Source organism: Ruegeria sp. HKCCSA071, from assembly GCF_017872555.1.
Taxonomy (GTDB): domain Bacteria; phylum Pseudomonadota; class Alphaproteobacteria; order Rhodobacterales; family Rhodobacteraceae; genus Ruegeria.
Map to the genome: position 1 here is coordinate 1,458,030 of NZ_JAEDOX010000001.1, position 20,001 is coordinate 1,478,030.

Annotated in this window: 16 protein-coding genes; 7 read left to right on the plus strand and 9 right to left on the minus strand. The window is 57.3% G+C overall.

The genetic code is table 11. The features are described from left to right. The first annotated feature begins 226 nt into the window (after positions 1-226). A complete protein-coding gene (locus tag I9188_RS07215) occupies positions 227-1,930 on the plus strand; it encodes a SulP family inorganic anion transporter (protein ID WP_209504714.1) in 1,704 nt (567 codons plus the stop codon). A 5-nt stretch (positions 1,931-1,935) separates the two neighbouring features. Here the strand turns inward: I9188_RS07215 and dld are convergent, their stop codons facing one another. The 4 genes from dld to I9188_RS07235 all read right to left on the minus strand — a co-directional run bounded on the left by dld (position 1,936) and on the right by I9188_RS07235 (position 8,031). Next, on the minus strand, positions 1,936-3,615 hold the full coding sequence (gene dld / locus I9188_RS07220; protein WP_209504715.1) for a D-lactate dehydrogenase: 1,680 nt from the start codon (positions 3,613-3,615) through the stop codon (positions 1,936-1,938). Between the two features lie 18 nt (positions 3,616-3,633). Further along, on the minus strand, positions 3,634-4,785 hold the full coding sequence (locus tag I9188_RS07225) for an alpha-hydroxy acid oxidase (protein WP_209504716.1): 1,152 nt from the start codon (positions 4,783-4,785) through the stop codon (positions 3,634-3,636). A gap of 12 nt (positions 4,786-4,797) precedes the next feature. After that, entirely contained in the window at positions 4,798-6,861 is a 2,064-nt protein-coding gene (locus I9188_RS07230) for a TRAP transporter large permease subunit (RefSeq protein WP_209504717.1), read from the minus strand. A gap of 120 nt (positions 6,862-6,981) precedes the next feature. Next, complete coding sequence (locus I9188_RS07235) at positions 6,982-8,031, minus strand: TRAP transporter substrate-binding protein (RefSeq protein ID WP_209504718.1); 1,050 nt, start codon at positions 8,029-8,031, stop codon at positions 6,982-6,984. Positions 8,032-8,365: 334 nt separating this feature from the next. Between I9188_RS07235 and I9188_RS07240 the strand changes: the two genes are divergently transcribed. Further along, complete coding sequence (locus tag I9188_RS07240) at positions 8,366-9,139, plus strand: FadR/GntR family transcriptional regulator (RefSeq protein ID WP_209504719.1); 774 nt, start codon at positions 8,366-8,368, stop codon at positions 9,137-9,139. Between the two features lie 96 nt (positions 9,140-9,235). Here the strand turns inward: I9188_RS07240 and I9188_RS07245 are convergent, their stop codons facing one another. Together I9188_RS07245 and I9188_RS07250 are read right to left on the minus strand one after the other, a co-directional pair. Then, positions 9,236-9,802, minus strand: a complete 567-nt coding sequence (locus I9188_RS07245; RefSeq protein WP_209504720.1) for a hypothetical protein — start codon at positions 9,800-9,802, stop codon at positions 9,236-9,238. 30 nt (positions 9,803-9,832) lie between these two features. Further along, a complete protein-coding gene (locus I9188_RS07250) occupies positions 9,833-10,315 on the minus strand; it encodes an Lrp/AsnC ligand binding domain-containing protein (protein WP_209504721.1) in 483 nt (160 codons plus the stop codon). Between the two features lie 108 nt (positions 10,316-10,423). Between I9188_RS07250 and putA the strand changes: the two genes are divergently transcribed. Together putA and I9188_RS07260 are read left to right on the plus strand one after the other, a co-directional pair. After that, positions 10,424-13,822 carry a bifunctional proline dehydrogenase/L-glutamate gamma-semialdehyde dehydrogenase PutA gene (gene putA / locus I9188_RS07255; RefSeq protein WP_209504722.1) on the plus strand — a complete coding sequence of 1,133 codons (3,399 nt, stop codon included), beginning with the start codon at positions 10,424-10,426 and terminating at the stop codon, positions 13,820-13,822. A gap of 42 nt (positions 13,823-13,864) precedes the next feature. Continuing rightward, positions 13,865-14,608, plus strand: a complete 744-nt coding sequence (locus tag I9188_RS07260) for a rhomboid family intramembrane serine protease (protein WP_209504723.1) — start codon at positions 13,865-13,867, stop codon at positions 14,606-14,608. Between the two features lie 18 nt (positions 14,609-14,626). Here the strand turns inward: I9188_RS07260 and I9188_RS07265 are convergent, their stop codons facing one another. Together I9188_RS07265 and I9188_RS07270 are read right to left on the minus strand one after the other, a co-directional pair. Further along, positions 14,627-15,412: an inositol monophosphatase family protein gene (locus I9188_RS07265; protein ID WP_209504724.1), complete on the minus strand. Its 786-nt coding sequence runs from the start codon at positions 15,410-15,412 to the stop codon at positions 14,627-14,629. A 97-nt stretch (positions 15,413-15,509) separates the two neighbouring features. Further along, positions 15,510-16,415, minus strand: coding sequence for a LysR family transcriptional regulator (locus I9188_RS07270; RefSeq protein WP_209504725.1), 906 nt, complete (start codon positions 16,413-16,415; stop codon positions 15,510-15,512). A 94-nt stretch (positions 16,416-16,509) separates the two neighbouring features. On the opposite strand from I9188_RS07270, the gene metF reads away from it, so the two are divergent. Both metF and I9188_RS07280 read left to right on the plus strand, forming a co-directional pair. Beyond that, on the plus strand, positions 16,510-17,376 hold the full coding sequence (gene metF / locus I9188_RS07275) for a methylenetetrahydrofolate reductase [NAD(P)H] (RefSeq protein WP_209504726.1): 867 nt from the start codon (positions 16,510-16,512) through the stop codon (positions 17,374-17,376). A gap of 259 nt (positions 17,377-17,635) precedes the next feature. Then, a complete protein-coding gene (locus tag I9188_RS07280) occupies positions 17,636-18,271 on the plus strand; it encodes a J domain-containing protein (RefSeq protein ID WP_245223702.1) in 636 nt (211 codons plus the stop codon). A 49-nt stretch (positions 18,272-18,320) separates the two neighbouring features. Here the strand turns inward: I9188_RS07280 and I9188_RS07285 are convergent, their stop codons facing one another. Beyond that, entirely contained in the window at positions 18,321-18,839 is a 519-nt protein-coding gene (locus I9188_RS07285) for a YHS domain-containing (seleno)protein (RefSeq protein ID WP_209504728.1), read from the minus strand. Between the two features lie 248 nt (positions 18,840-19,087). Here I9188_RS07285 and yghU point away from each other — a divergent pair, with 248 nt between their 5' ends. Beyond that, positions 19,088-19,966, plus strand: coding sequence for a glutathione-dependent disulfide-bond oxidoreductase (yghU, locus tag I9188_RS07290; RefSeq protein WP_209504729.1), 879 nt, complete (start codon positions 19,088-19,090; stop codon positions 19,964-19,966). Positions 19,967-20,001: the final 35 nt, after the last annotated feature.

Here is a 20,001-nt window from a genome sequence, read left to right on the forward strand (position 1 = left end):
CGGGGAAAGTATATACCGTGTTTGTGTGTGGTAAGTACGGTAGGTCATGTTTACCCCTGATCGGCAGTTTGCGAAATTGGGGGATTCCCGTAGTTCGGCGAAAATAACTTAAAAACTGGGAAAAACAGCAAATCAGGCCACCCAATTTACCTGTGATAATTTGCCTATAAGATAGCCTGACGGTTCGAACATTCGGTTCGCTGGTTGAATGGGTATAGGGTAACCCATGGAAAAACAGGACAGAAATCAGAGAGCGGCGCGTCTGCAAATCCTGCAGGGCATTCTGCCTGTTGACCGCGCGCGCCTTCCTGCAGAAATGCTGGCTGGTCTGAGTTTTGCCTGCCTCGCGATCCCTGAAGTCATGGGTTACACCAAAATCGCCGGCACCCCGGTCATGTCCGGGCTGTATACGATCCTGATTCCCATGGCTTTGTTTGCGCTGTTCGGATCGTCCCGACACCTTGTTGTCGGCGCCGATTCGGCAACAGCGGCAATCACCGCCTCGGGGCTGGCGGGCTTGGCGGTGTCTGGAACTTCCGAGTATCTGGCACTGGCGTCCTTACTGGCGCTTATGGCTGGCATGCTTTTGATTGCTGCGCGTGTCATCGGGCTGGGGTTTCTTGCCGATTTTCTGTCCAGAACGGTTTTGGTCGGCTTTCTGACCGGCGTGGGCATTCAGGTTGCAACGGGTCAAATCCCTGGATTGTTGGGGATCGAATCCGCTGGGCACGGAACACTTGCCAGGTTAAAGGACCTCTATCTCAACATATCCAACGTCAACTGGCCGACCGTGATCGTCTCATCAGCCGTGTTGGGCACCGTCTTAGGTTGCGCAAGGTTGTCACACAAGATTCCTGGGCCATTGGTCGCCATAGTCGGGGTAGTCCTGTGCAGTTGGGCCTTTTCATTCGACACTTCCGGAATTTCAGTATTGGGAGAGATTTCCGGCGGCTTGCCCTCGTTCTCGATCCCGGACGTGCAGTGGAACTGGGTCCTGTTCAAACAACTGCTACCCACGGCCCTGTCCATCTTCGTAGTTATTCTGGCACAAAGCGCCGCCACATCACGGGCATACGCCTCAAAATATAACGAGACGTTCAATGAGAATACCGATCTGATCGGACTGGGTCTTGCGAATTTCGGAGCGGCCTTCACGGGGACATTCGTGGTCAATGGCAGCCCAACAAAGACCGAGATGGTCGCCAGCGCCGGAGGGCGCAGCCAGGTGGCCCAACTAACAACAGTGGCAATAGTCCTGTTGGTTATCCTGTTCCTGACCAAGCCTTTAGCCTTTCTGCCCACAGCAGCATTGTCGGCCATCGTTTTCCTGATCGGTCTCAAGCTGATCGACCTGCATGGAATGACAACAATTTACAGGCAGGCCCGGTCTGAATTCTGGGTTGCCACGGCAACCGCCACCGTGGTCGTTCTGGTTGGGGTCGAGCAAGGCGTCGTTTTTGCCATGGTCTTGTCTTTGGTCGACCACACGCGCCGGGGATACCACCCAAAGAATTCGGTCGTATTGCGCACCGAGTCCGGTGGCTGGCGTTCAAAGGGGTTGGAAGCACCAAACCAGTTCGAGCCCGGTCTGGTAATCTATCGGTTTTCCCACGGTATGTACTACGCGAACATGCAAATATTTACAGAAGAAGTCACAACAATCGTTCAGAACGCAGACGGAAAACTGACATGGTTCTGCATCGACGCCTCGGCAATTGATGTTGTCGATTTCACAGCCGGGTTCACTTTGCGCAATATAATCAGCTTCCTACGAACCAAGGAGATACGGCTGGTTTTCACGCTGGTCGAGCCAGATGTGAAAGCCGAGCTGGATCGCTACGGTGTCACCGAACTGGTTGGCGAAACTGCGTTCTATGAAAACGGCAAGGCTCTGCTGGATGCATATCACACGCGCCCAAATCCCATGTGACATAGTCACCGGTAGTTTCGCGCCTTGGACATCTTCCCGATCCCCGGATTGAAAGAGTTGGTTGGATCACAGCATTTGTAATGCGCTGCCAAATCGGGTTTGGCTTTGTACAGGTGGCCCACATTGTGTTCGGCAGGATATTCCGCACCGCGCTGGTCAAAAAGGGTCAGCATTGCCGCCTTCAGCGCCTTCGGGTCAGCCCCTTTTTTGACGATATAGTCCTGATGCATGACATGGCACATGAAGTGCCCGTAATAGAGTTTATGAACCAGTTGGTCTTCGATCTCGGGTGGCAACCGTTCAAGCCAGTCCTGATCATTGCGGCGCAGCGCCACGTCGAGCGCGATAATATCTTCTACATCGCTTGCATGGATCGCCATGTAGCGCACGGCTGCGCCTGCCGCCGCGAAACGGTGAAGCCCCGCGATCTTGGTCTCGCGTCTGTCGCATTCAAAGAAATCCGCATCTCGGTCTTTGCAAAAGTCGGGCAACCATTCAGCGGCCTCGGCGATACCCTCTTCCTTCATCTTCAGGGTCAAATGGTGTTCATACCTGTCGCGGAATGCGACCATCCTTCTGGGAAGAACGCGCGGCCAGAATGCCACGGCCATCTGCATGAAACGATCGGTGAAATTTTGCAGGAACGGAATACGACGCAATCGCGCATCAACCGCGCCCTTGATTGCAAAGAACATCGGCAGGCGATCAGTGCCAAATTTGTCGATCATTACGACGGTGTCCTTGCCGTAGCGCGCCGTGATGTCAAACACCTCGCGCTGCATGTATTCGGCCGAGACAGGAAGCGATTTGAACTCGGACAGGACATACCGACGCAAGACGGTCAGATCATCAGGGCTGTTTGTCCCGATGTAGAACACCCTTTCATCTTTGTTCTTCGGGAAAGTATCAAGCCGAACGGCGAAAACGGCCAGCTTCCCCGCCGAGCCCGCAGATTCGAAAAGCCTTGCTTTGTCCGCGTTGAACCGCGCGGGTGTTTCCGCATCCACATCCCGCACAATCTGCGCGTAATCGCTGGACGAAGCGCGTTTGTTTGTGGCACCCGGATCGCGTTCGAATTTACCTGCATCGAGGTTGGCAAGTATCTCTTCAGGCGTTTCGCCCAGATCGATGCCGAGGTGGTTGACCAGTTCCAAATCGCCATGTTCGGTGATCTGAGCATAGACGGATAGTTCCGTGTAAACTGGTCCGCGCTCGACCAAAGACCCGCCGGAATTGTTGCACACCCCACCCACGATCGACGCGCCGATACAGGATGACCCGATCACCGAATGCGGTTCTCGCCCCAGCGGGGCCAGCAGTTTCTCAAGCGCGAACAGCGTGGCCCCCGGAAAGCTGATGATTTGTTCTCCGCCATTAAGCGGCACCAACGCGTCCATCCGGCGCGTATTAATCAGAACCACGTCACGGTCATAAGTGCCGGACGGCGTAGACCCTTCGGTCAATCCGGTATTTGCGGCCTGCATAATGACGATCTTGTCGGCCGCCACGCAGGCTTGCAGGACCTTCCATTGCTCCAGTAGTGTCCCAGGCTGAATGACGCACAGCGCCTCACCCTCGCCCGAGCGGAAACCACGCCGAAACCGCTCGGTTGCACGTTCGCCGGTCAGGACATGTCGCGACCCGACGATGGCACGGAAGTGTTTGATCAGATCCTCATTGGTCATGTTGCGGCTTTAAGGAAGTTACGTGTTGCGAAAGCGAATATTCTTGCGGCTGAGCTGGTCAACACTGGTTGCGCCCATCAGCTTCATGTCGCGCTCGATCTCGGCGCGCATCAGCCCAAGGGCCCGTTCGACCCCAGCCTGCCCCGCGGCAGCCAGAGGATACAAGTAGTGCCGACCAATACCCACTGCCTTGGCCCCGATCGACAGCGCCTTGAGCACATGGGTGCCACGCTGAATGCCGCTGTCCATCATCACGTCCAGCTTGTCGCCAACGGCATCGACAATCTCGGCAAGTTGATCGAACGGCGTGCGCGATCCGTCCAGTTGGCGGCCACCGTGATTCGACAGGATGATGCCGGTGCAACCGACCTCAGCCGCGCGTTTGGCATCTTCGACGGTCATGATCCCCTTCAGACAGAACTGACCATCCCAGTCGCGCACCATCTGCGCCACGTCATCCCAGTTCATCGACGGATCGAGCATATCAGTGAAATACCCGCCGATCGAACTGGGCCCACCGCCCATATCCACATGTTCCTCCAGCTGAGGCAGCCGGAACTTTTCATGGGTGACATAGTTGATTCCCCACATCGGCTTGATCGCAAACTGTATCATGCCGCCCAGCGTCAACCGGAAAGGGATCGAGAACCCCGTGCGCAGATCACGCTCGCGGTTGCCGCCGGTGATGCTGTCGACGGTCAGCATCATGACCTCGACACCCGCCTCTTTGGCGCGCTGCATCATGGCGGCGTTCAACCCGCGATCCTTGTGAAAGTAGAATTGATAGACCTGCGGGTTATTGTGTTTCCGGCGCAGCTCCTCCAGCGACACGGTCCCCAGAGAGGATACGCCGAACATGGTGCCGTATTTCTCTGCCGCTGCCGCGACGGCGCGCTCACCCTGATGGTGGAACAGGCGCTGCAGCGCGGTGGGCGAGCAATAGACCGGCATGTCCAACTTTTGCCCCATGACGGTGACGGACATGTCCACGTTCTTCACCCCACGCAGCACCGATGGCAACAAGTCACAGCGGTCAAACGCGCTGGTATTTTGCCGGTACGTCACCTCATCATCCGCGCCACCGTCAATGTAGTTGAAGATCGGCCCCGGCAGCCGCTGCTTAGCCAGCCGCCGGAAATCATGGAAGTTGTGACATTGGCTCAGACGCATGACCAAAACCCCTTAATAAGCGACTGACGGCAGCCAGGTGGCCAGTGTCGGCCAGAGGAAAACCAGCGCGAGTCCGGTCAATTGCAGCAGGACAAAGGGAATGATGCCCTTGTAGATATGCGTCAGTTTAATCTCGGGTGGGCAAACACCTTTAAGATAGAACAAGGCAAAGCCAACGGGCGGCGTCAGGAAGCTGGTTTGCAGCGTCACAGCAACAAGGATCACGAACCACACCAGCGCCGGTTCGTCCAGCACTCCAAAGCCGGGAATGTCGACGCCCAGACCGTTCACGATGGGACGCATCAGCGGCAGTACAATCAGTGTGATCTCGATCCAGTCCAGTACGAAGCCCAGCAGGAAGACGATGAACAGGATGAACAGGATGGTGCCGTTCGCACCAAATCCGGTGGACTGCACCACATGTTCGATCAACTCGTCGCCACCCAGCTCGCGCAGGACATAGGAAAACACAGTCGCGCCGAGGAAGATCGCAAAGATATACGCAGTGGTGTTGAAGGTCGAAACAAGCACGTTCCAAAGCTTGGCGAAGGTCAGCTTGCGATAACCAAGCGCCAGCAGCGTCGCACCCAGCGCGCCAATGCCGGACGCTTCGGTCGGCGTGGTCAGACCGGCGAAGATCGAACCCAAAACGGCAAGGATCAGCATCAGCGTCGGAATGACGGCGATCATAACGTCTTTGACTGCGGCCCAGTCGGGGGCTTTTGCGCCTTCGGGCACGGGGGCTGCGTCGCGTTTCACCAGTGCAAGGACGAAGATATAGGCCAGGTAAAGCATGCCGATGATCACACCGGGAAAGACAGCCGCCATGAACAAATCGCCCACAGAAAGAGCCATCTGGTCGGCCATGATCACCAGCATGATCGACGGCGGGATCAGGATGCCCAGCGTCCCTGACGCCGACACGACACCCGCCGCCAACGTCGGCTGGTATTTCTGCTGCATCATCGACGGCAGCGACAGCACGCCCAGCAGAACAACCGAGGCACCAATGATGCCGGTCGAGGCCGCCAGAATGATCCCGATCAGGGTCACGGTGATGGCCAGACCTCCGCGCACCGTCCCGAACAGGCGCTGCATCGAGGACATCAAACGCTCGGCCACACCGGATTCGTCCAGCATCAGCCCCATGAAGATGAACATCGGCAGGGCAACCAGAACCGCGTTGGACATGGTCGCGTAGACCCGGTTCACCACCGCGCCCAAGGTCAGGTAATCAAGCCCGGTAAATGTACTCTCCAACCCTGTCCAAAGCATCAGATCGTTGTCGAACAGATAGGCCAGACCGCAATAAGCTACGCCGACACCGGCCAGAACCCAGGCCACCGGGTAACCGGTGAACAAAAGCGCGATGAAGGTAAGGAACATCGCGATGACCAGCTTTTCCTCGGTCGTCTCGACCAGGAAGGTCAGGCCAACGCAGACGGCGGCGAATACTGCCAGCACCAGAAGAATACGGCGCAGCGGAGCGCCTTCACGTTCCGAGGCCGGCCCGTGGATCAGCGCGTGCCCGTCGTGGATCAACCGTGCCAACGCGGCCAGCGCCAACAGTACAAAGCTGATCGGAATGATAGCCTTGAAGGCCCAACGCGCAGGCAGGCCAGTTGGGCTGTCTGAACGTTCGCTGACGCGGAAGCTTTCGTAGAAATAGTCATACCCCTGATCGACCATCAGATAGATGAACGGGGTCAGCAGGGTCAGGATGCCGATGACTTCAATTATCCGCTGCGCGCGGCGCGAAAGCTGCATATGCAGGACGTCCACACGCACATGGCTGTCGGTGATCAAGGCATACGAGATGCCGATCATCGTGACGATTCCATAGAAATGCCACTGGATCTCATCCAGCTTGGGATAGTTCTGGCTGAACAGGTAACGCAGCGAGACCTGTGCAAAGATCGCGCCCATCAGCAGGACATTGGCCCACATGACCACATGACCCACCGCCTTGACCCCGGCGTCGATCGCAACGGCGACTTTCTGGCGGTCGGGTTCGGGGTGTTCCAGGATGCCTTCATAGGCTTCGACCGGATCGTTGAGGTTGTTTTGGGTGGTCATGGTCATTCCTCGCTCAGCAACCCGCAATACGGGCAGTGAAGGGTTAGAAAGTCCGAAGATCGAAAAGCAGGGGCCGGAGCGGCGGATCGGGCCGCCCCGGTAAAGTCAGTGAGGGAGGGATTACTGACGTGGGAGGAAGGCGTTTGTCTTCCAGAGGTTATAGCCGTCACGGAACTCGTTCATATCGGCCAAAACCTGTGCAAAAAAGGCATCATTGGCGGCCTCTTCTGCGGCAACCTCTTCCCAGGTCGCGCGGAAGGTATCCAGCATCTCAGGCGACCACTGCTTGATGGAAACACCGTTGTTCTCAATGTTGTCGATCAGGGCCGCGTGCTGGATGGCTTCGCCTTCGGCAAAGCTGTCCGCCATCGAAGCCTTGCAGGCGTTTTCGATGATCGCTTTGTGCTGGTCACTGGTCTCTGCCCAGACGTCCTTGTTGATCAGCAGTTCAAACACGGTCGCCTGCTGATGCCAGCCGGGGAAGTAATTGAACTTGACCAGCTTGTGGAAGCCCAGACGCGCGTCGATGGCAGGCATCGAAAACTCGGTCGCGTCAATCGCGCCTTTTTCCAAAGCGGGGAAGATCTCACCTCCTGGCAGCAGCGAGGTCGCCACACCCAGTTTCTGCATGACCTTGCCGCCCAGACCAAAGAAACGCATCTTCAACCCGTTCAGGTCTTCGGGCGAATTGATCTCGGTCGCGAACCAGCCCGAAGTTTCCGGCGCAATGATGGCGCAAGGCAGAACTTTTACGTTGTAGCCAGCCTGATCGTACATCTCCTGATACAGGGTCATGCCGTTGCCATAATAAAGCCATGCCATGTATTCGCCCGCCTCGGGGCCAAAAGGAACGGCCGAAAACAGCGGTGCGGCGGGGATTTTACCTGCCCAGTATCCAGCCGTGGTGTAGCCCGAGTTGATCTTTCCGGTGGATACGGCATCCAGAATTTCGAAGGGCGGCACCAGTTTTCCCGGCTCGTACACCTTCATCTTCAGCGTGCCGCCCGACATCAACTCCAGTTGATCAGCCACGCGAGGGATCGGCGAACCCAGGCCCGGCAGTTCGGTCGAAAAGGCAATCGGTGTTTTCAACAGCAGCTTGTCCGCCGCGACCGCGGGTGCCGCCAGCAGGCTGGCGGCCACGGCCAGGCTTGTCAGGGTCTTCTTCATGAATTCTCCTCCAGGGTTGGTCGGGTTTTCTCCGATCAGTGGCGCAGGCTCTTCCAGCGCCGCTCCGGTGGTAAACTAACTTTACCAGATTAAACCAGTCAATAACTTTATTTACCATTGGTGTCAGCCGAAACTGGAAGCTCGCCTTCGACAAGCCCTGCAAAATCCCGATACGACTGCCTACAAAACCAACAGATTATCCAAAAATCATTCAGAAACAGACACGTAATTCAAGTTCGGGAAGAACAGCCGCGCGCTTGAAATCTGAACGGATATGGTTATCTTTATTTACCAGTTATTCTGGTTATTTCAGCGTCACACGGGGCAGCATCTCATGAACACCACTGCGATTTTTGAACCGGTTGGACACGAATCGCTGGCTGATGCGGTGGTTTCACAGGTCGAGGACCTGATCGCTTCGGGCATCCTGAAACAGGGTCGGAAACTGCCCTCCGAGCGTGATCTGGCCGAGATGTTGCGCGTGTCGCGCCCGAAGCTGCGCGAGGCCCTTCAGGTGCTGGAAGAACGCGGTCTGGTCACAACGCAACACGGTGAGGGGACATTCGTCGCGGCCCTGACCGGACAAGCCATGATGCCCGCGCTTCTTGCTTTGTACGAACGCCATGAACCGGCTTTTTTCGACTATCTGGAGTATCGCCGCGAGCAGGAAGGGTTTGCGGCCCGCCTTGCCGCACGTCGCGCAACCAAGGCAGACAAGGAAAGGATTTCAGAAATCCTTGATGAAAACGAGCGCGCTTGGAAGGCGAATGATGCCAAGGCTTCGCAAGAAGCAGACTTTGCGTTGCATTCAGCGATTGTGGATGCCAGTCAGAATGCAACGTTGATTCATATCATGGCGTCGATTTACGAACTCACCCGCAAAGGCGTTTTCTACAATCGCGACTTCCTGCGAACAATTGATGGGACCGGCGAGAAGTTGTTGCAACAGCATCTCGAACTGGGACGCGCGGTAATCGAAGGCGACGAAACACGCGCCGAAAAAGCAGCGACGGGTCACATCGATTTTGTCGAAGAATCGTTCAGATTGGGGATCGAACAAAGACGGCGCGAAGCCATGGCCGAAAAGCGTCGAATAATGTCGCGGTAAGCACGGTGTCGTCCTGTTAGTTCAACGGAGGCCTGACACGACCGGTTTGTCAGCAACCGGACTCAGGTCACCACGCGGCCTACCGAAAACCTGATGTCAGATATCTTGACCGGGCGGTTCCAAAAGACCGCCAGGTTCCAACAAGGCCCTTTCTGACAGCCATGGGTTAAGTTCTAGCGCTTCGGCAAGGGCAGCGCGCGCGTCGTCAAGGCGCTTCAGACCCAACAATGACAAGGCACGCCCGCTCAGCGCACCGATATGGTTCGGCGACAACTCGATCGTGACATTCAGATCCTGCAAGGCAGCAGCGAAGTCTTGTCTGAGATAGTTCACAAACGCGCGCTGATTGTAGCCTTCGGCGTAGTTCGGGCAGTAATCGACTAGTTGGTCAAGCTCGTCCAACGCGCCCAGTAAATCCCAGGCCTCTCGCCGCGCCATTCCCCGGTCCAGCAAGCCTTGCGCACGCGCATCTGGTGCGTCGGTCCAAAGCTCCCACATCTGGTTGGAAATGGCGCGCGCATCACTTTGCGATTCTGCCTTCTGAACCTGATTGATTAGCGCATCCACACTTTCCGAATGATCCGGGGCGGCCGGGCAGGACTGAGCGTGCGCCGTGCAGGACAAGGCAACAACAGCGAGAGCAGCGAGGAAAGCGTGTGTCATGCACCAAGGATGGCTCGTATTCCTGATCCGTCAAGCCTGATGCTCGAACCCACCCAAACTGCCGGTTTCCTTAACCGCCTCCATCGCCACAAAGGTCGAAGTGCTGGCGACATGCGGCAAGGATGAAATCTTTTCAGCCAGAACACGGCGATACCCCGACATCGTGGCCGTGCGGACCTTCAACAAATAGTCGAAGTTCGAGGCGATCATATGGGCTTGCTCGACCTCGGCAGTTTTTCGGACTGCCGCGTTGAACTCGGCCAGTGCCTTTTCGCGGGTATCGGCCAGGCGCACCTCGACAAAGGCAACGTGGTCCAGCCCCAGTCTGATCGGATCCAGCATCGCCCGGTATCCTTTGATCACCCCGCTTGCTTCAAGCCGTTTCAGGCGCGCCTGTGTCGGTGATTTAGATAAACCGATTTCGCGCGCAAGATCGGCGACCGAAATGCGCCCATCCTCGGCCAGAATTCTCAGAATCGACCGGTCAAACCGGTCCAGGTCAGGAAAGTTCATTTGCGCTGCTCTCTGGCAAAATTTCAGGTGTTCCGCCTTCAATTACCAAAAACTCAGGCGATTGTCCTGAGTTTTCGCAGGTATATTGCCACAAAGACCGGAGGACCCATGTCTCATACCCTGCGTACATTAATCGACACCTCAACCTATGCTGACCAGTCGGCGATCCTTGAAACCCTGATCTCTCAGGCCAGCCTGAGCGTTACGGACCGCAGCGCCATCAGCGCAGCTGCCGCGCAGCTTGTGCGCGATATCCGCTCCGGCACGTCTCCGGGGTTGATGGAGGTGTTTCTTGCCGAATACGGCCTATCCACCGACGAAGGCGTCGCCCTGATGTGCCTGGCCGAAGCGCTGTTGCGCGTGCCGGATGCAGACACGATTGACGCGTTGATTGAAGACAAGATCGCCCCTTCGGATTGGGGTAAGCATCTTGGACACTCGTCTTCATCCTTGGTGAACGCCTCGACATGGGCACTGATGCTGACGGGCAAGGTTCTGGACGAAGGCAAGACCTCGCCCGTTGGTGCCCTGCGCGGGGCCATCAAGCGATTGGGTGAACCCGTGATCCGTACCGCTGTGTCGCGGGCGATGAAGGAAATGGGGCGGCAATTCGTGTTGGGTGAATCCATTCACGCCGCGATGGAACGCGCGCGCGGGATGGAAAGCAAGGGGTATACCTACTCCTACGACATGCTGGGAGAAGCAGCCCGGACCGAGGGGGACGCCGCGCGATATCACCTGTCCTACTCACGCGCCATTTCGGCCATTGCTGAGGCCTGTACCCATGATGATATCCGCTCCAACCCCGGCATTTCGGTCAAGTTGTCCGCCCTGCACCCCCGCTATGAACTGGCACAAGAAAAGCGGGTTATGGATGAACTGGTTCCGCGCCTGCGTGCGCTGGCCCTTTTGGCCAAGGCCGCCGGCATGGGGTTGAACGTCGACGCCGAAGAGGCGGATCGCCTGTCTTTGTCATTGCAGGTGATTGACGCGGTGATGTCCGATCCGGCTCTGACTGGCTGGGATGGGTTCGGCATCGTGGTTCAGGCTTATGGGCCACGCGCTTCGCTGGTTCTGGACACGCTCTATGACATGGCTGAACGCCACGATCGCAAGCTGATGGTGCGTCTGGTCAAAGGCGCCTATTGGGATACCGAGATCAAACGCGCGCAGGTCGAAGGCGTGGATGGCTTTCCCGTCTTCACGCACAAGGCGGTCACCGATGTGTCCTATATCGCCAATGCGCGCAAGTTGCTGGGCATGACAGACCGGATCTACCCACAATTCGCCACCCACAACGCCCATACAGTCAGCGCCATATTGCACATGGCCGAAGGTCAGCCTTTTGAATTCCAGCGCCTGCATGGTATGGGTGAGACATTGCATCAGCTTGTGATGAACAGGCAGAAAACGCGTTGTCGCATCTACGCACCGGTTGGTGCGCATCGTGACCTGCTGGCCTACCTTGTGCGGCGTCTGCTGGAAAACGGGGCAAACTCATCATTCGTCAACCAGATTGTCGACGAAAACGTCCCGCCGGAAGTGGTTGCCTCGGATCCGTTTGTTACGGTGCTGACACCGCCGCCCCCACTGCCCACCGGGCCCGAACTGTTCAAGCCGGAACGCCCCAATTCCAAAGGTTTCGATCTACACCACACCCCGACGCTGGATAAGATTGATGCAGCGCGGGATCAGTTCCGTGCGTATCACTGGTATGCACAGCCGTTGCTGGCTGACGCTGCCAAACCACAGGCGGATGAGCAGGTAATCAACCCGGCGAATCCTGCCGACAAGCCGGGCGCGGTCGCCTCGGCAAGTGAAGCAGATGTGGAACTGGCGCTGGCTTCGGCAAAGCCGTGGCAGGCCCCGGCAGTCGAACGTGCCCGCATCCTGAACTCTGCCGCCGATCTTTATGAAACGCATTACGGCGAGTTATTCGCCCTGCTGGCGCGCGAGGCTGGCAAGTCGCTGCCTGACGCCGTGGCGGAACTGCGTGAGGCGGTGGATTTCCTGCGTTACTACGCCGCCAACATACCTGATGCCGAGCCCGCCGGAGTATTCACCTGCATCAGCCCGTGGAACTTCCCGCTGGCGATCTTCTCAGGGCAAATATCGGCAGCTTTGGCAACCGGGAACGCCGTTTTGGCCAAGCCTGCGCCGCAGACACCCCTGATCGCGCACCGCGCCATTCAATTGCTGCATGAGGCTGGTGTGCCGCGCCACGCGCTGCAATTGCTGCCGGGTGGTCCGACCGTGGGCGCGGCGCTGACATCGGATGCGCGCGTCTCGGGCGTGGCCTTCACCGGCTCGACAACGACCGCTCTCAGAATCCGGTCGGCAATGGCTGGGTCCATGCGCCCCGGCACGCCGCTGATTGCGGAAACTGGTGGCCTGAACGCCATGATCGTTGACAGCACCGCACTTCCCGAACAGGCCGTGCAATCGATCATTGAAAGCGCTTTTCAGTCCGCAGGCCAGCGGTGTTCCGCACTGCGATGCCTGTACCTTCAAGAGGATATCGCAAATGACGTCCTGACCATGCTCAAAGGGGCAATGGATGCCCTGCGCATCGGTGATCCGTGGCTGATCTCTACCGATTGCGGCCCGGTGATCGACGCGCAGGCCCGGCAGGTAATCGCTGATCACGTCGCCACGGCACGGGCCGAAGGGCGTGTTCTGAAAGAGCTGCCGCTACCGCCCGAAGGTATCTTTGTTGCCCCCACGTTGATCGAAATCTCGGGCATTGCCGCGCTGGAGCGCGAAATATTTGGCCCCGTATTGCACGTGGCAAGGTTCAAAGCGCAGGAGATCGACAAGGTCATCGCGGATATCAACGCAACCGGATACGGGCTGACCTTTGGCCTGCAAACCCGGATCGACGACCGGGTGCAGCATGTGACTGAAGCTATCCATGCCGGAAACATCTATGTAAACCGCAATCAGATTGGTGCCATCGTTGGCTCCCAACCTTTTGGCGGTGAAGGGCTGTCAGGCACCGGCCCGAAGGCGGGCGGCCCGAATTACATGGCCAGGTTCTGTGCACCTGATCGGCAAACCACGACAGAAACCTGGGAGCATTTGGCAGACCTACCTGCCCCTCAAGGCCAGCCTGCCCCAATCCAAACCCGTTCTCTGCCCGGCCCAACCGGAGAATCGAACCGGCTGAGCGAATATCCCCGCCCACCACTTCTGTGCGTGGGGCCGGGGGAAACGGCGGCGCGCGCGCAGGCTGAAGCCGTAAAGGCACTGGGTGGCACGGCCATTCAGGCAACCGGAATGCTTGACCTTCACCGGTTGGAGAACCTGACCGGTATCTCTGGTGTTCTTTGGTGGGGCGATGCTGAAACCGCGCAGCAGATCGAACTGCATCTGGCCCGTCGGGACGGCCCCATTCTTCCCCTGATTCCGGGCAGACCCGACCGCGCGCGTGTGCTGGGTGAGCGCCATGTGTGTGTCGATACGACCGCAGCTGGCGGAAACGCTGCGTTGTTGGGAGGTGCGGCATAAGCTTGCCTTGACGCTGGGCGCGTAAAAGCCCAGCGTCACCTCATGTTTCCGATACGTGACCATAACCCCTCGGGGCGCACGCCTTATGTTGTCTACGTCTTATTGGCGGCCAACATCCTGATCTTCCTCAGCTATGTGGGGATCATGAATGATGCGCCACTTATCAACCGGCTGTTCTTCGACTACGCCATCATCCCGGCGCGGGTCAGCGATGGGGTTGGTCTGGAAACCTTTGTGACATCCATGTTCCTGCATGGAGGCTGGATGCATCTGGCCGGGAACATGCTGTTCTTATGGATATTCGGCGACAATCTGGAAGACGAAATGGGCCATCTGCCCTTTTTGCTGTTCTACCTGGTCGCAGGTATCGGCGCAGGTCTGATCCATGTGGTTACAGGGCCGGACTCTCAGGTGCCTACCGTCGGCGCCTCGGGCGCGATTGCGGGTGTCATGGGGGGATACCTACTGCTGTTTCCCAAGGCGCGTGTGGATATTCTGCTGATCCTGGTTGTCTATTTCAGGGTCTTTACCATCCCCGCCTTCATCATGCTGGGCGTATGGCTGGCGATTCAGTTCTTTGGCAGCGTCACCAGCAACCCGGACGAAGGCGGTATCGCCTACTGGGCCCATACCGGCGGGTTTGCCGTGGGGTTGATCCTATGCGTACCATTGTGGCTGCGGCGCGGTGGAGTGCAATTCTGGAACCGCACGCACGGGCACCCGCCCCACCCAGAGACAAAGTACAAGCTGTCGCAGTCTCGTATACCGCGCGTTCCGCGTCGATAAAGCTGGGCTAAGGGGCGATCAGCCCCGGATGACTTTGGCGAATTGATCAAAGATCGGTTCATTCGAACAGATCACTTCACCATCTTCCAGCGCGTTGCCTTCAGGGTTCAGGGCCTGCACGAAGCCGCCCGCCTCTTTCACGATGATGATACCGGCGGCGATATCCCAGGCGTTCAGGCGGCGTTCCCAGAAACCTTCGTACCTGCCCGCAGCCACATATGCCATATCAAGCGCCGCAGCACCCCAACGGCGCACACCGGCGCAAGCGGGCATCAGACGCGCCAGATCCTGCAGGGTTACAGGCAGGTCAGAACGACCCCCAAAGGGCAGACCGGTTGCAAAGATCGATTCAATCATGCGGTGACGCCCCGACACACGAATTCGGGTGTCGTTCATCCATGCACCCTCGCCTTTTTCAGCAAAGAACATCTCGTCCTTGGCAGCATCATAGATCACGCCGGCAACGATCTTGCCCTTATGTTCCAGTGCAATCGAAATTGCCCAATGCGGCAGGCCATGCAGAAAATTGGTGGTACCGTCCAGCGGATCTACGATCCAGCGGCGGGTCGGGTCTTCTCCGTCGATGGAACCGCCCTCTTCGGCCAGCCAGCCATAGGTCGGGCGTGCGCCCAGCAATTCGTCCTTCAGGATGGCCTCGGCCGCGATATCGGCCTTGGAAACAAAATCGCCCGCACCCTTCATCGACACCTGCAGATTCTCGACTTCACGAAAGTCCTTGACCAAAGAACGCCCCGCCTTACGCGCGGCCTTGATCATGATGTTGAGATTTGCACTGCCAACCATTGTAATAGGGCTCCTGTCCGGTCAAGCCGCGCGTATACTGCCGCAAGGCTTCCTTGCCAAGAGGAATGATCGCATAACAGACCCGCAGAAAACGCCTCTACCGGGATTGCAGCTTGCGCGCCTCTTCGCGGGCCAGTTTCACCAGTTCCTGAACATAGGGCTTGTCCAGATCTTCTGATCGGACCGCTGCATAAAGGCGACGCGTGATCCCCTCTTTGGTCAGGGGCCGGGTCACATAGTCCGAGTTGTATTTGACCTCGCGCACGACCCAATCCGGCAAAACTGAGATGCCCCGGTTTGATGCCACCAGAAGCAGGATGACAGCTGTCAATTCCACCTGCCTGATCGAGGCGGGTTCGACGCGTGCAGGGATCAACAATTGACTGAACACATCCAGACGTGTGCGCTCCACCGGGTAGGTTATCAGGGTCTGACCTCGGAAATCCTCAGCCTCGATATAGGCTTTTTCCGCCAGTGGATGGGCTGATGCAGCGACAAAGACGGGATTGTAGTCAAACAGCTCCACAAACTCGACACCCGGCAGATCTTCAGGATCGGATGAGACAACCAGATCAACCTCTTCCTTCTGCAAGGCAGGCAGGGCATCAAAGGCCAGACCGGGTCGGATATCGACATCCACGTCGCCCCAGGATTTCCTGAAGGATTCAAGAACCGGAAACAGCCATTCGAAACACGCGTGGCATTCGATGGCGATATGCATTCGCCCGGTGCGCCCATCCCGCAGCGACGAAAACTCATTTTGTGCCGCCTCGACCTGCGGCAGGATCTGCTCGGCCAACCGCAGCAGGCGCAAACCGGCGGCTGACAGCTTCATCGGCTTTGAACGTCGCAGAAACAGCTCGACCCCGGCCTGATCCTCCAACCCTTTGATCTGATGACTCAATGCGGATTGAGTGATGTTCAACTGGTCGGCAGCGCGTGCCAACCCACCGCATTCATGGATCGCCTTGATGGTACGCAGGTGCCGGAATTCAATGTGCATCTCAAGTATCGTTCATGTTGTTGTTGAATAATATGAGTTTGTCTCACAATGTCCGTCATGGCACAAGATAGTCAGTTGATCCAGTGAGGCAGCCATGTCCAAACCCGAAATTTCATTCGAGTTCTTTCCGCCCAAAACTCTGGAGGCTTCATTCCGCCTTTGGGATACGGTCCAGACATTGGCGCCACTGGAGCCCCGTTTTGTATCCGTCACCTACGGTGCAGGCGGTACGACCCGGGAACTGACGCGCGACGCGGTCGCAACCCTGCATAAATCCTCTGGCCTGAACGTCGCTGCGCATCTAACCTGTGTTGACGCTTCGCGGCAGGAAACGCTGGAAATCGCCGACACATTCGCACGTGCGGGCGTGCAGGACATCGTGGCCCTGCGGGGCGACCCGCCGAAAGGGCATGATCGGTTCGTACCGCACCCCGAAGGCTTTAACAGTTCGATTGAGTTGATTGAGGCACTGGCTGAAACCGAAATGTTCAGCATCCGTGTCGGTGCCTATCCTGACAAGCACCCTGAAGCCGCGGACATGTCAGCAGACGTGGATTGGCTGAAGGCCAAACTTGACGCGGGCGCTGACGAAGCGCTGACGCAATTCTTTTTCGAGGCCGAAACCTTCTTCCGTTTCCGCGATGCCTGCGCCAAGGCGGGTATCGACAAACCGATCGTTCCGGGCATTCTGCCTATTGAAAACTGGGCAGGTGCGCGCAAGTTCGCCAGAAGTTGCGGCACGCATATTCCCGATTGGGTCGAACACGCCTTTGAAAAGGCCGTGCGCGACGGGCGTGAGGATCTGCTGGCAACTGCGATCTGCACCGAAATGTGCTCGGACCTGATCGAAGGTGGTGTGGACAAGCTGCATTTCTATACCCTGAACCGTCCCGAACTGACGCGCGATGTGTGCTTTGCCCTTGGAATTACGCCGCAAGTCGATCTTCAAAACGTCGCCTGACAACTGAAAAATACAATGATTCGCTCGGGTTACGAACATGCCCGGGCGTTTTCCTTTTCTTGTGCGTGACCTGTTTCACAGTTACATCCGTGAATTCACGCCTTTGCGGAACAATGGAATCTTCGCATCGCGATTGTTGTCAGCTTCCCTCTCAATCAACCGTGAAATTTGACAAAACCATGCCCTCGGCAACACTAGGGGTGTGTAGTTTTTAATGAGTGTTTTGAGTATGGAACCTGTCGATAAGGTCAGGGCACGCATGGATGCCCTGGCAGATCTGGGCCTGAACCCGTCTGCCAATTCCAGTGAAATACGAGAGGCGTGGCGTCACATCGCCTTTCACACGCATCCTGATCACAAGGAAGGCGACAGTTCCGGGTTTTCACGCGCCAAGGCAGCCTATGATTTTCTGCGCAAAGAAGGGCTGGCGACAAAGGGCGGTGCCACAGCTGGCCCGCCACAACCACGTCGGGCACGGTTGAAGAAACGAATCATCGAGCTTCCGCAAGAGGATGTTGCCGCATGCGAGGCGATGCTGAATCCCGGGCAGGCGCTGTCGCATATGAACGCTCAGACTGGTATTCAACCCAAATGCGGCAGCGGTGTTGCTGACCATGTCCCCGACGCGGTCGGATGCTATGGGCGGCACCTGACTTACTTTGTCACGACACCGGTCAATCAGGGCGCAAATCGTGTGGCTTTGCCAACGACCGTTCTGACCAGTGCGCGGCACACCACAGCGGAAATCCTGAGCTTTCAATCCAGCGACACGGGCGCCGGGGAAGTTGTCATTCCCGATACGATCCGCGAACGCAAGTTTCCAGGTGCCAAGAGCGTCAGGATCCGGTTTGACGCGGATCAGGCGATACGGGATCAATTCTGGCTTGCAGGCTGAACGAAAAAGCTCGGCTGGTTAAGCCGGGCTTTGTGCATTTGCGGCCAGGTCAGTTTTTCACCGGACCTTCCGAGGTAAATTTCGGGATCACGCTGGTCGAGGCGTCAGACGGCTCGATACCCGGCCAGTTGCCTTCAGCAAGGTTGATGTTGCCCGGAATGTCTTCTTCGAAGAACCCGACGACCACATCCGTGATATTGAGGTACAGCTTATCGTCAACGATCCGCCACAAGTTCGGGTTTGCCGGAACCTTGCCACCGCGCGACACGCCATAGGCGCAGTGCCCATCATATTGTGGGGCATAATAGGCCGGGTTTTCCAGAAACTTGTCGCGGTTTTCCTCGGACGAGAATGCCCATGTTGCACCATTGTATTCGGCAGTGATGCTGGCATTGCCACGCACGCCTTCTTGCTGTGGTTGACCTACGGGGACCTGATCCAGGCTGCGATAGGCGACAACATCATACCCCGAGACGGCAAACCCCGTGCCGTCAATATATTGCGGCCCGGCAAATGCCGGAACGGCCAGGGCCATGGCCGCAGCAAAGGTCAAAGCAAAGCGTTTCATGTAGTTTATCCTTTTCGTACCAGCGGTATTGGTGACGCCGTGATGGCAGGTCTGGCAAAACAATATGCGATTCCCATTCTGTTCGTAGCCCTCCTCGCGCCGCTGTGACCCCTCTCGAGCAAACGTGAGAGTTTGGTCGCGGAATATTACAAATTTAGCCGGAAAAGCTGGGTTGGACTCGGCGGATTGCAACACTACCTGTAAGACTGCACCGAACGCGGCCCGGACAAAGGCATGAAAGGCAAGAAATGAGCGACCAATCTTCGTATACCCCACCTGCAGTCTGGACATGGGACAGTGAAAGTGGCGGACAGTTCGCCAACATTAACCGACCTATTGCCGGCGCAACCCATGAAAAGGACTTGCCGGTTGGGCGCCACCCTTTGCAGTTGTATTCCCTTGCCACGCCCAACGGTGTCAAAGTCACCGTAATGCTGGAAGAGTTGCTGGCATTGGGTCACGAAGGCGCTGAATACAACGCCTGGCTGATCAACATCGGCGATGGCGACCAGTTCGGTTCAGGGTTTGTCGAAGCCAACCCAAACTCGAAAATCCCAGCCCTTTGGGATCACTCTGGCTACAAGCCGGTTCGGGTGTTTGAAAGTGCCTCGATCCTGTTTCATCTGGCTGAGAAGTTCGGAGAGTTTCTGCCTGCGTCCGGGCCGGAACGGACCGAAGTCATGAACTGGCTATTCTGGCAAATGGGCAGCGCCCCTTATCTTGGTGGCGGGTTTGGCCATTTCTACGCTTACGCGCCTGAAAAGTGGGAATACCCGATCAACCGCTTTGCGATGGAGGCAAAACGCCAGTTGGACGTTCTGGACAGGGAACTGGCGAACAAGACCTATATCGCGGGCGAGGAATATACGATTGCCGACATGGCGATCTGGCCGTGGTACGGTCAACTGGTTCTGGGTCGACTGTACAGCGCGGCAGAGTTCCTTGACGCGAAATCCTACAAGAACGTGGTGCGCTGGGCCAAGGCGATAGACGCGCGGCCTGCGGTTCAGCGTGGCCGTATGGTCAACCGCGCCTTTGGCGAGCCGCACACGCAGCTTCACGAGCGTCACGACGCCAGCGATTTCGAAACACGTACGCAGGACAAGCTGGAAGCTGCTGCGGAATAGCAGCGTCCCATCCTAGTGCCACGCGGCGCAACATG

Bases quoted from the DNA above. Each gene is read 5' to 3' on its own strand.
- metF (WP_209504726.1), top strand. From the start codon at position 16,510: ATGTCCAAACCCGAAATTTCATTCGAGTTCTTTCCGCCCAAAACTCTG.
- I9188_RS07265 (WP_209504724.1), bottom strand. From the start codon at position 15,412: ATGGTTGGCAGTGCAAATCTCAACATCATGATCAAGGCCGCGCGTAAG.
- I9188_RS07260 (WP_209504723.1), top strand. From the start codon at position 13,865: ATGTTTCCGATACGTGACCATAACCCCTCGGGGCGCACGCCTTATGTT.
- I9188_RS07235 (WP_209504718.1), bottom strand. From the start codon at position 8,031: ATGAAGAAGACCCTGACAAGCCTGGCCGTGGCCGCCAGCCTGCTGGCG.
- I9188_RS07245 (WP_209504720.1), bottom strand. From the start codon at position 9,802: ATGACACACGCTTTCCTCGCTGCTCTCGCTGTTGTTGCCTTGTCCTGC.
- I9188_RS07280 (WP_245223702.1), top strand. From the start codon at position 17,636: ATGGATGCCCTGGCAGATCTGGGCCTGAACCCGTCTGCCAATTCCAGT.
- I9188_RS07215 (WP_209504714.1), top strand. From the start codon at position 227: ATGGAAAAACAGGACAGAAATCAGAGAGCGGCGCGTCTGCAAATCCTG.
- dld (WP_209504715.1), bottom strand. From the start codon at position 3,615: ATGACCAATGAGGATCTGATCAAACACTTCCGTGCCATCGTCGGGTCG.
- I9188_RS07240 (WP_209504719.1), top strand. From the start codon at position 8,366: ATGAACACCACTGCGATTTTTGAACCGGTTGGACACGAATCGCTGGCT.
- I9188_RS07225 (WP_209504716.1), bottom strand. From the start codon at position 4,785: ATGCGTCTGAGCCAATGTCACAACTTCCATGATTTCCGGCGGCTGGCT.
- I9188_RS07285 (WP_209504728.1), bottom strand. From the start codon at position 18,839: ATGAAACGCTTTGCTTTGACCTTTGCTGCGGCCATGGCCCTGGCCGTT.
- putA (WP_209504722.1), top strand. From the start codon at position 10,424: ATGTCTCATACCCTGCGTACATTAATCGACACCTCAACCTATGCTGAC.
- I9188_RS07270 (WP_209504725.1), bottom strand. From the start codon at position 16,415: ATGCACATTGAATTCCGGCACCTGCGTACCATCAAGGCGATCCATGAA.
- I9188_RS07250 (WP_209504721.1), bottom strand. From the start codon at position 10,315: ATGAACTTTCCTGACCTGGACCGGTTTGACCGGTCGATTCTGAGAATT.
- yghU (WP_209504729.1), top strand. From the start codon at position 19,088: ATGAGCGACCAATCTTCGTATACCCCACCTGCAGTCTGGACATGGGAC.
- I9188_RS07230 (WP_209504717.1), bottom strand. From the start codon at position 6,861: ATGACCACCCAAAACAACCTCAACGATCCGGTCGAAGCCTATGAAGGC.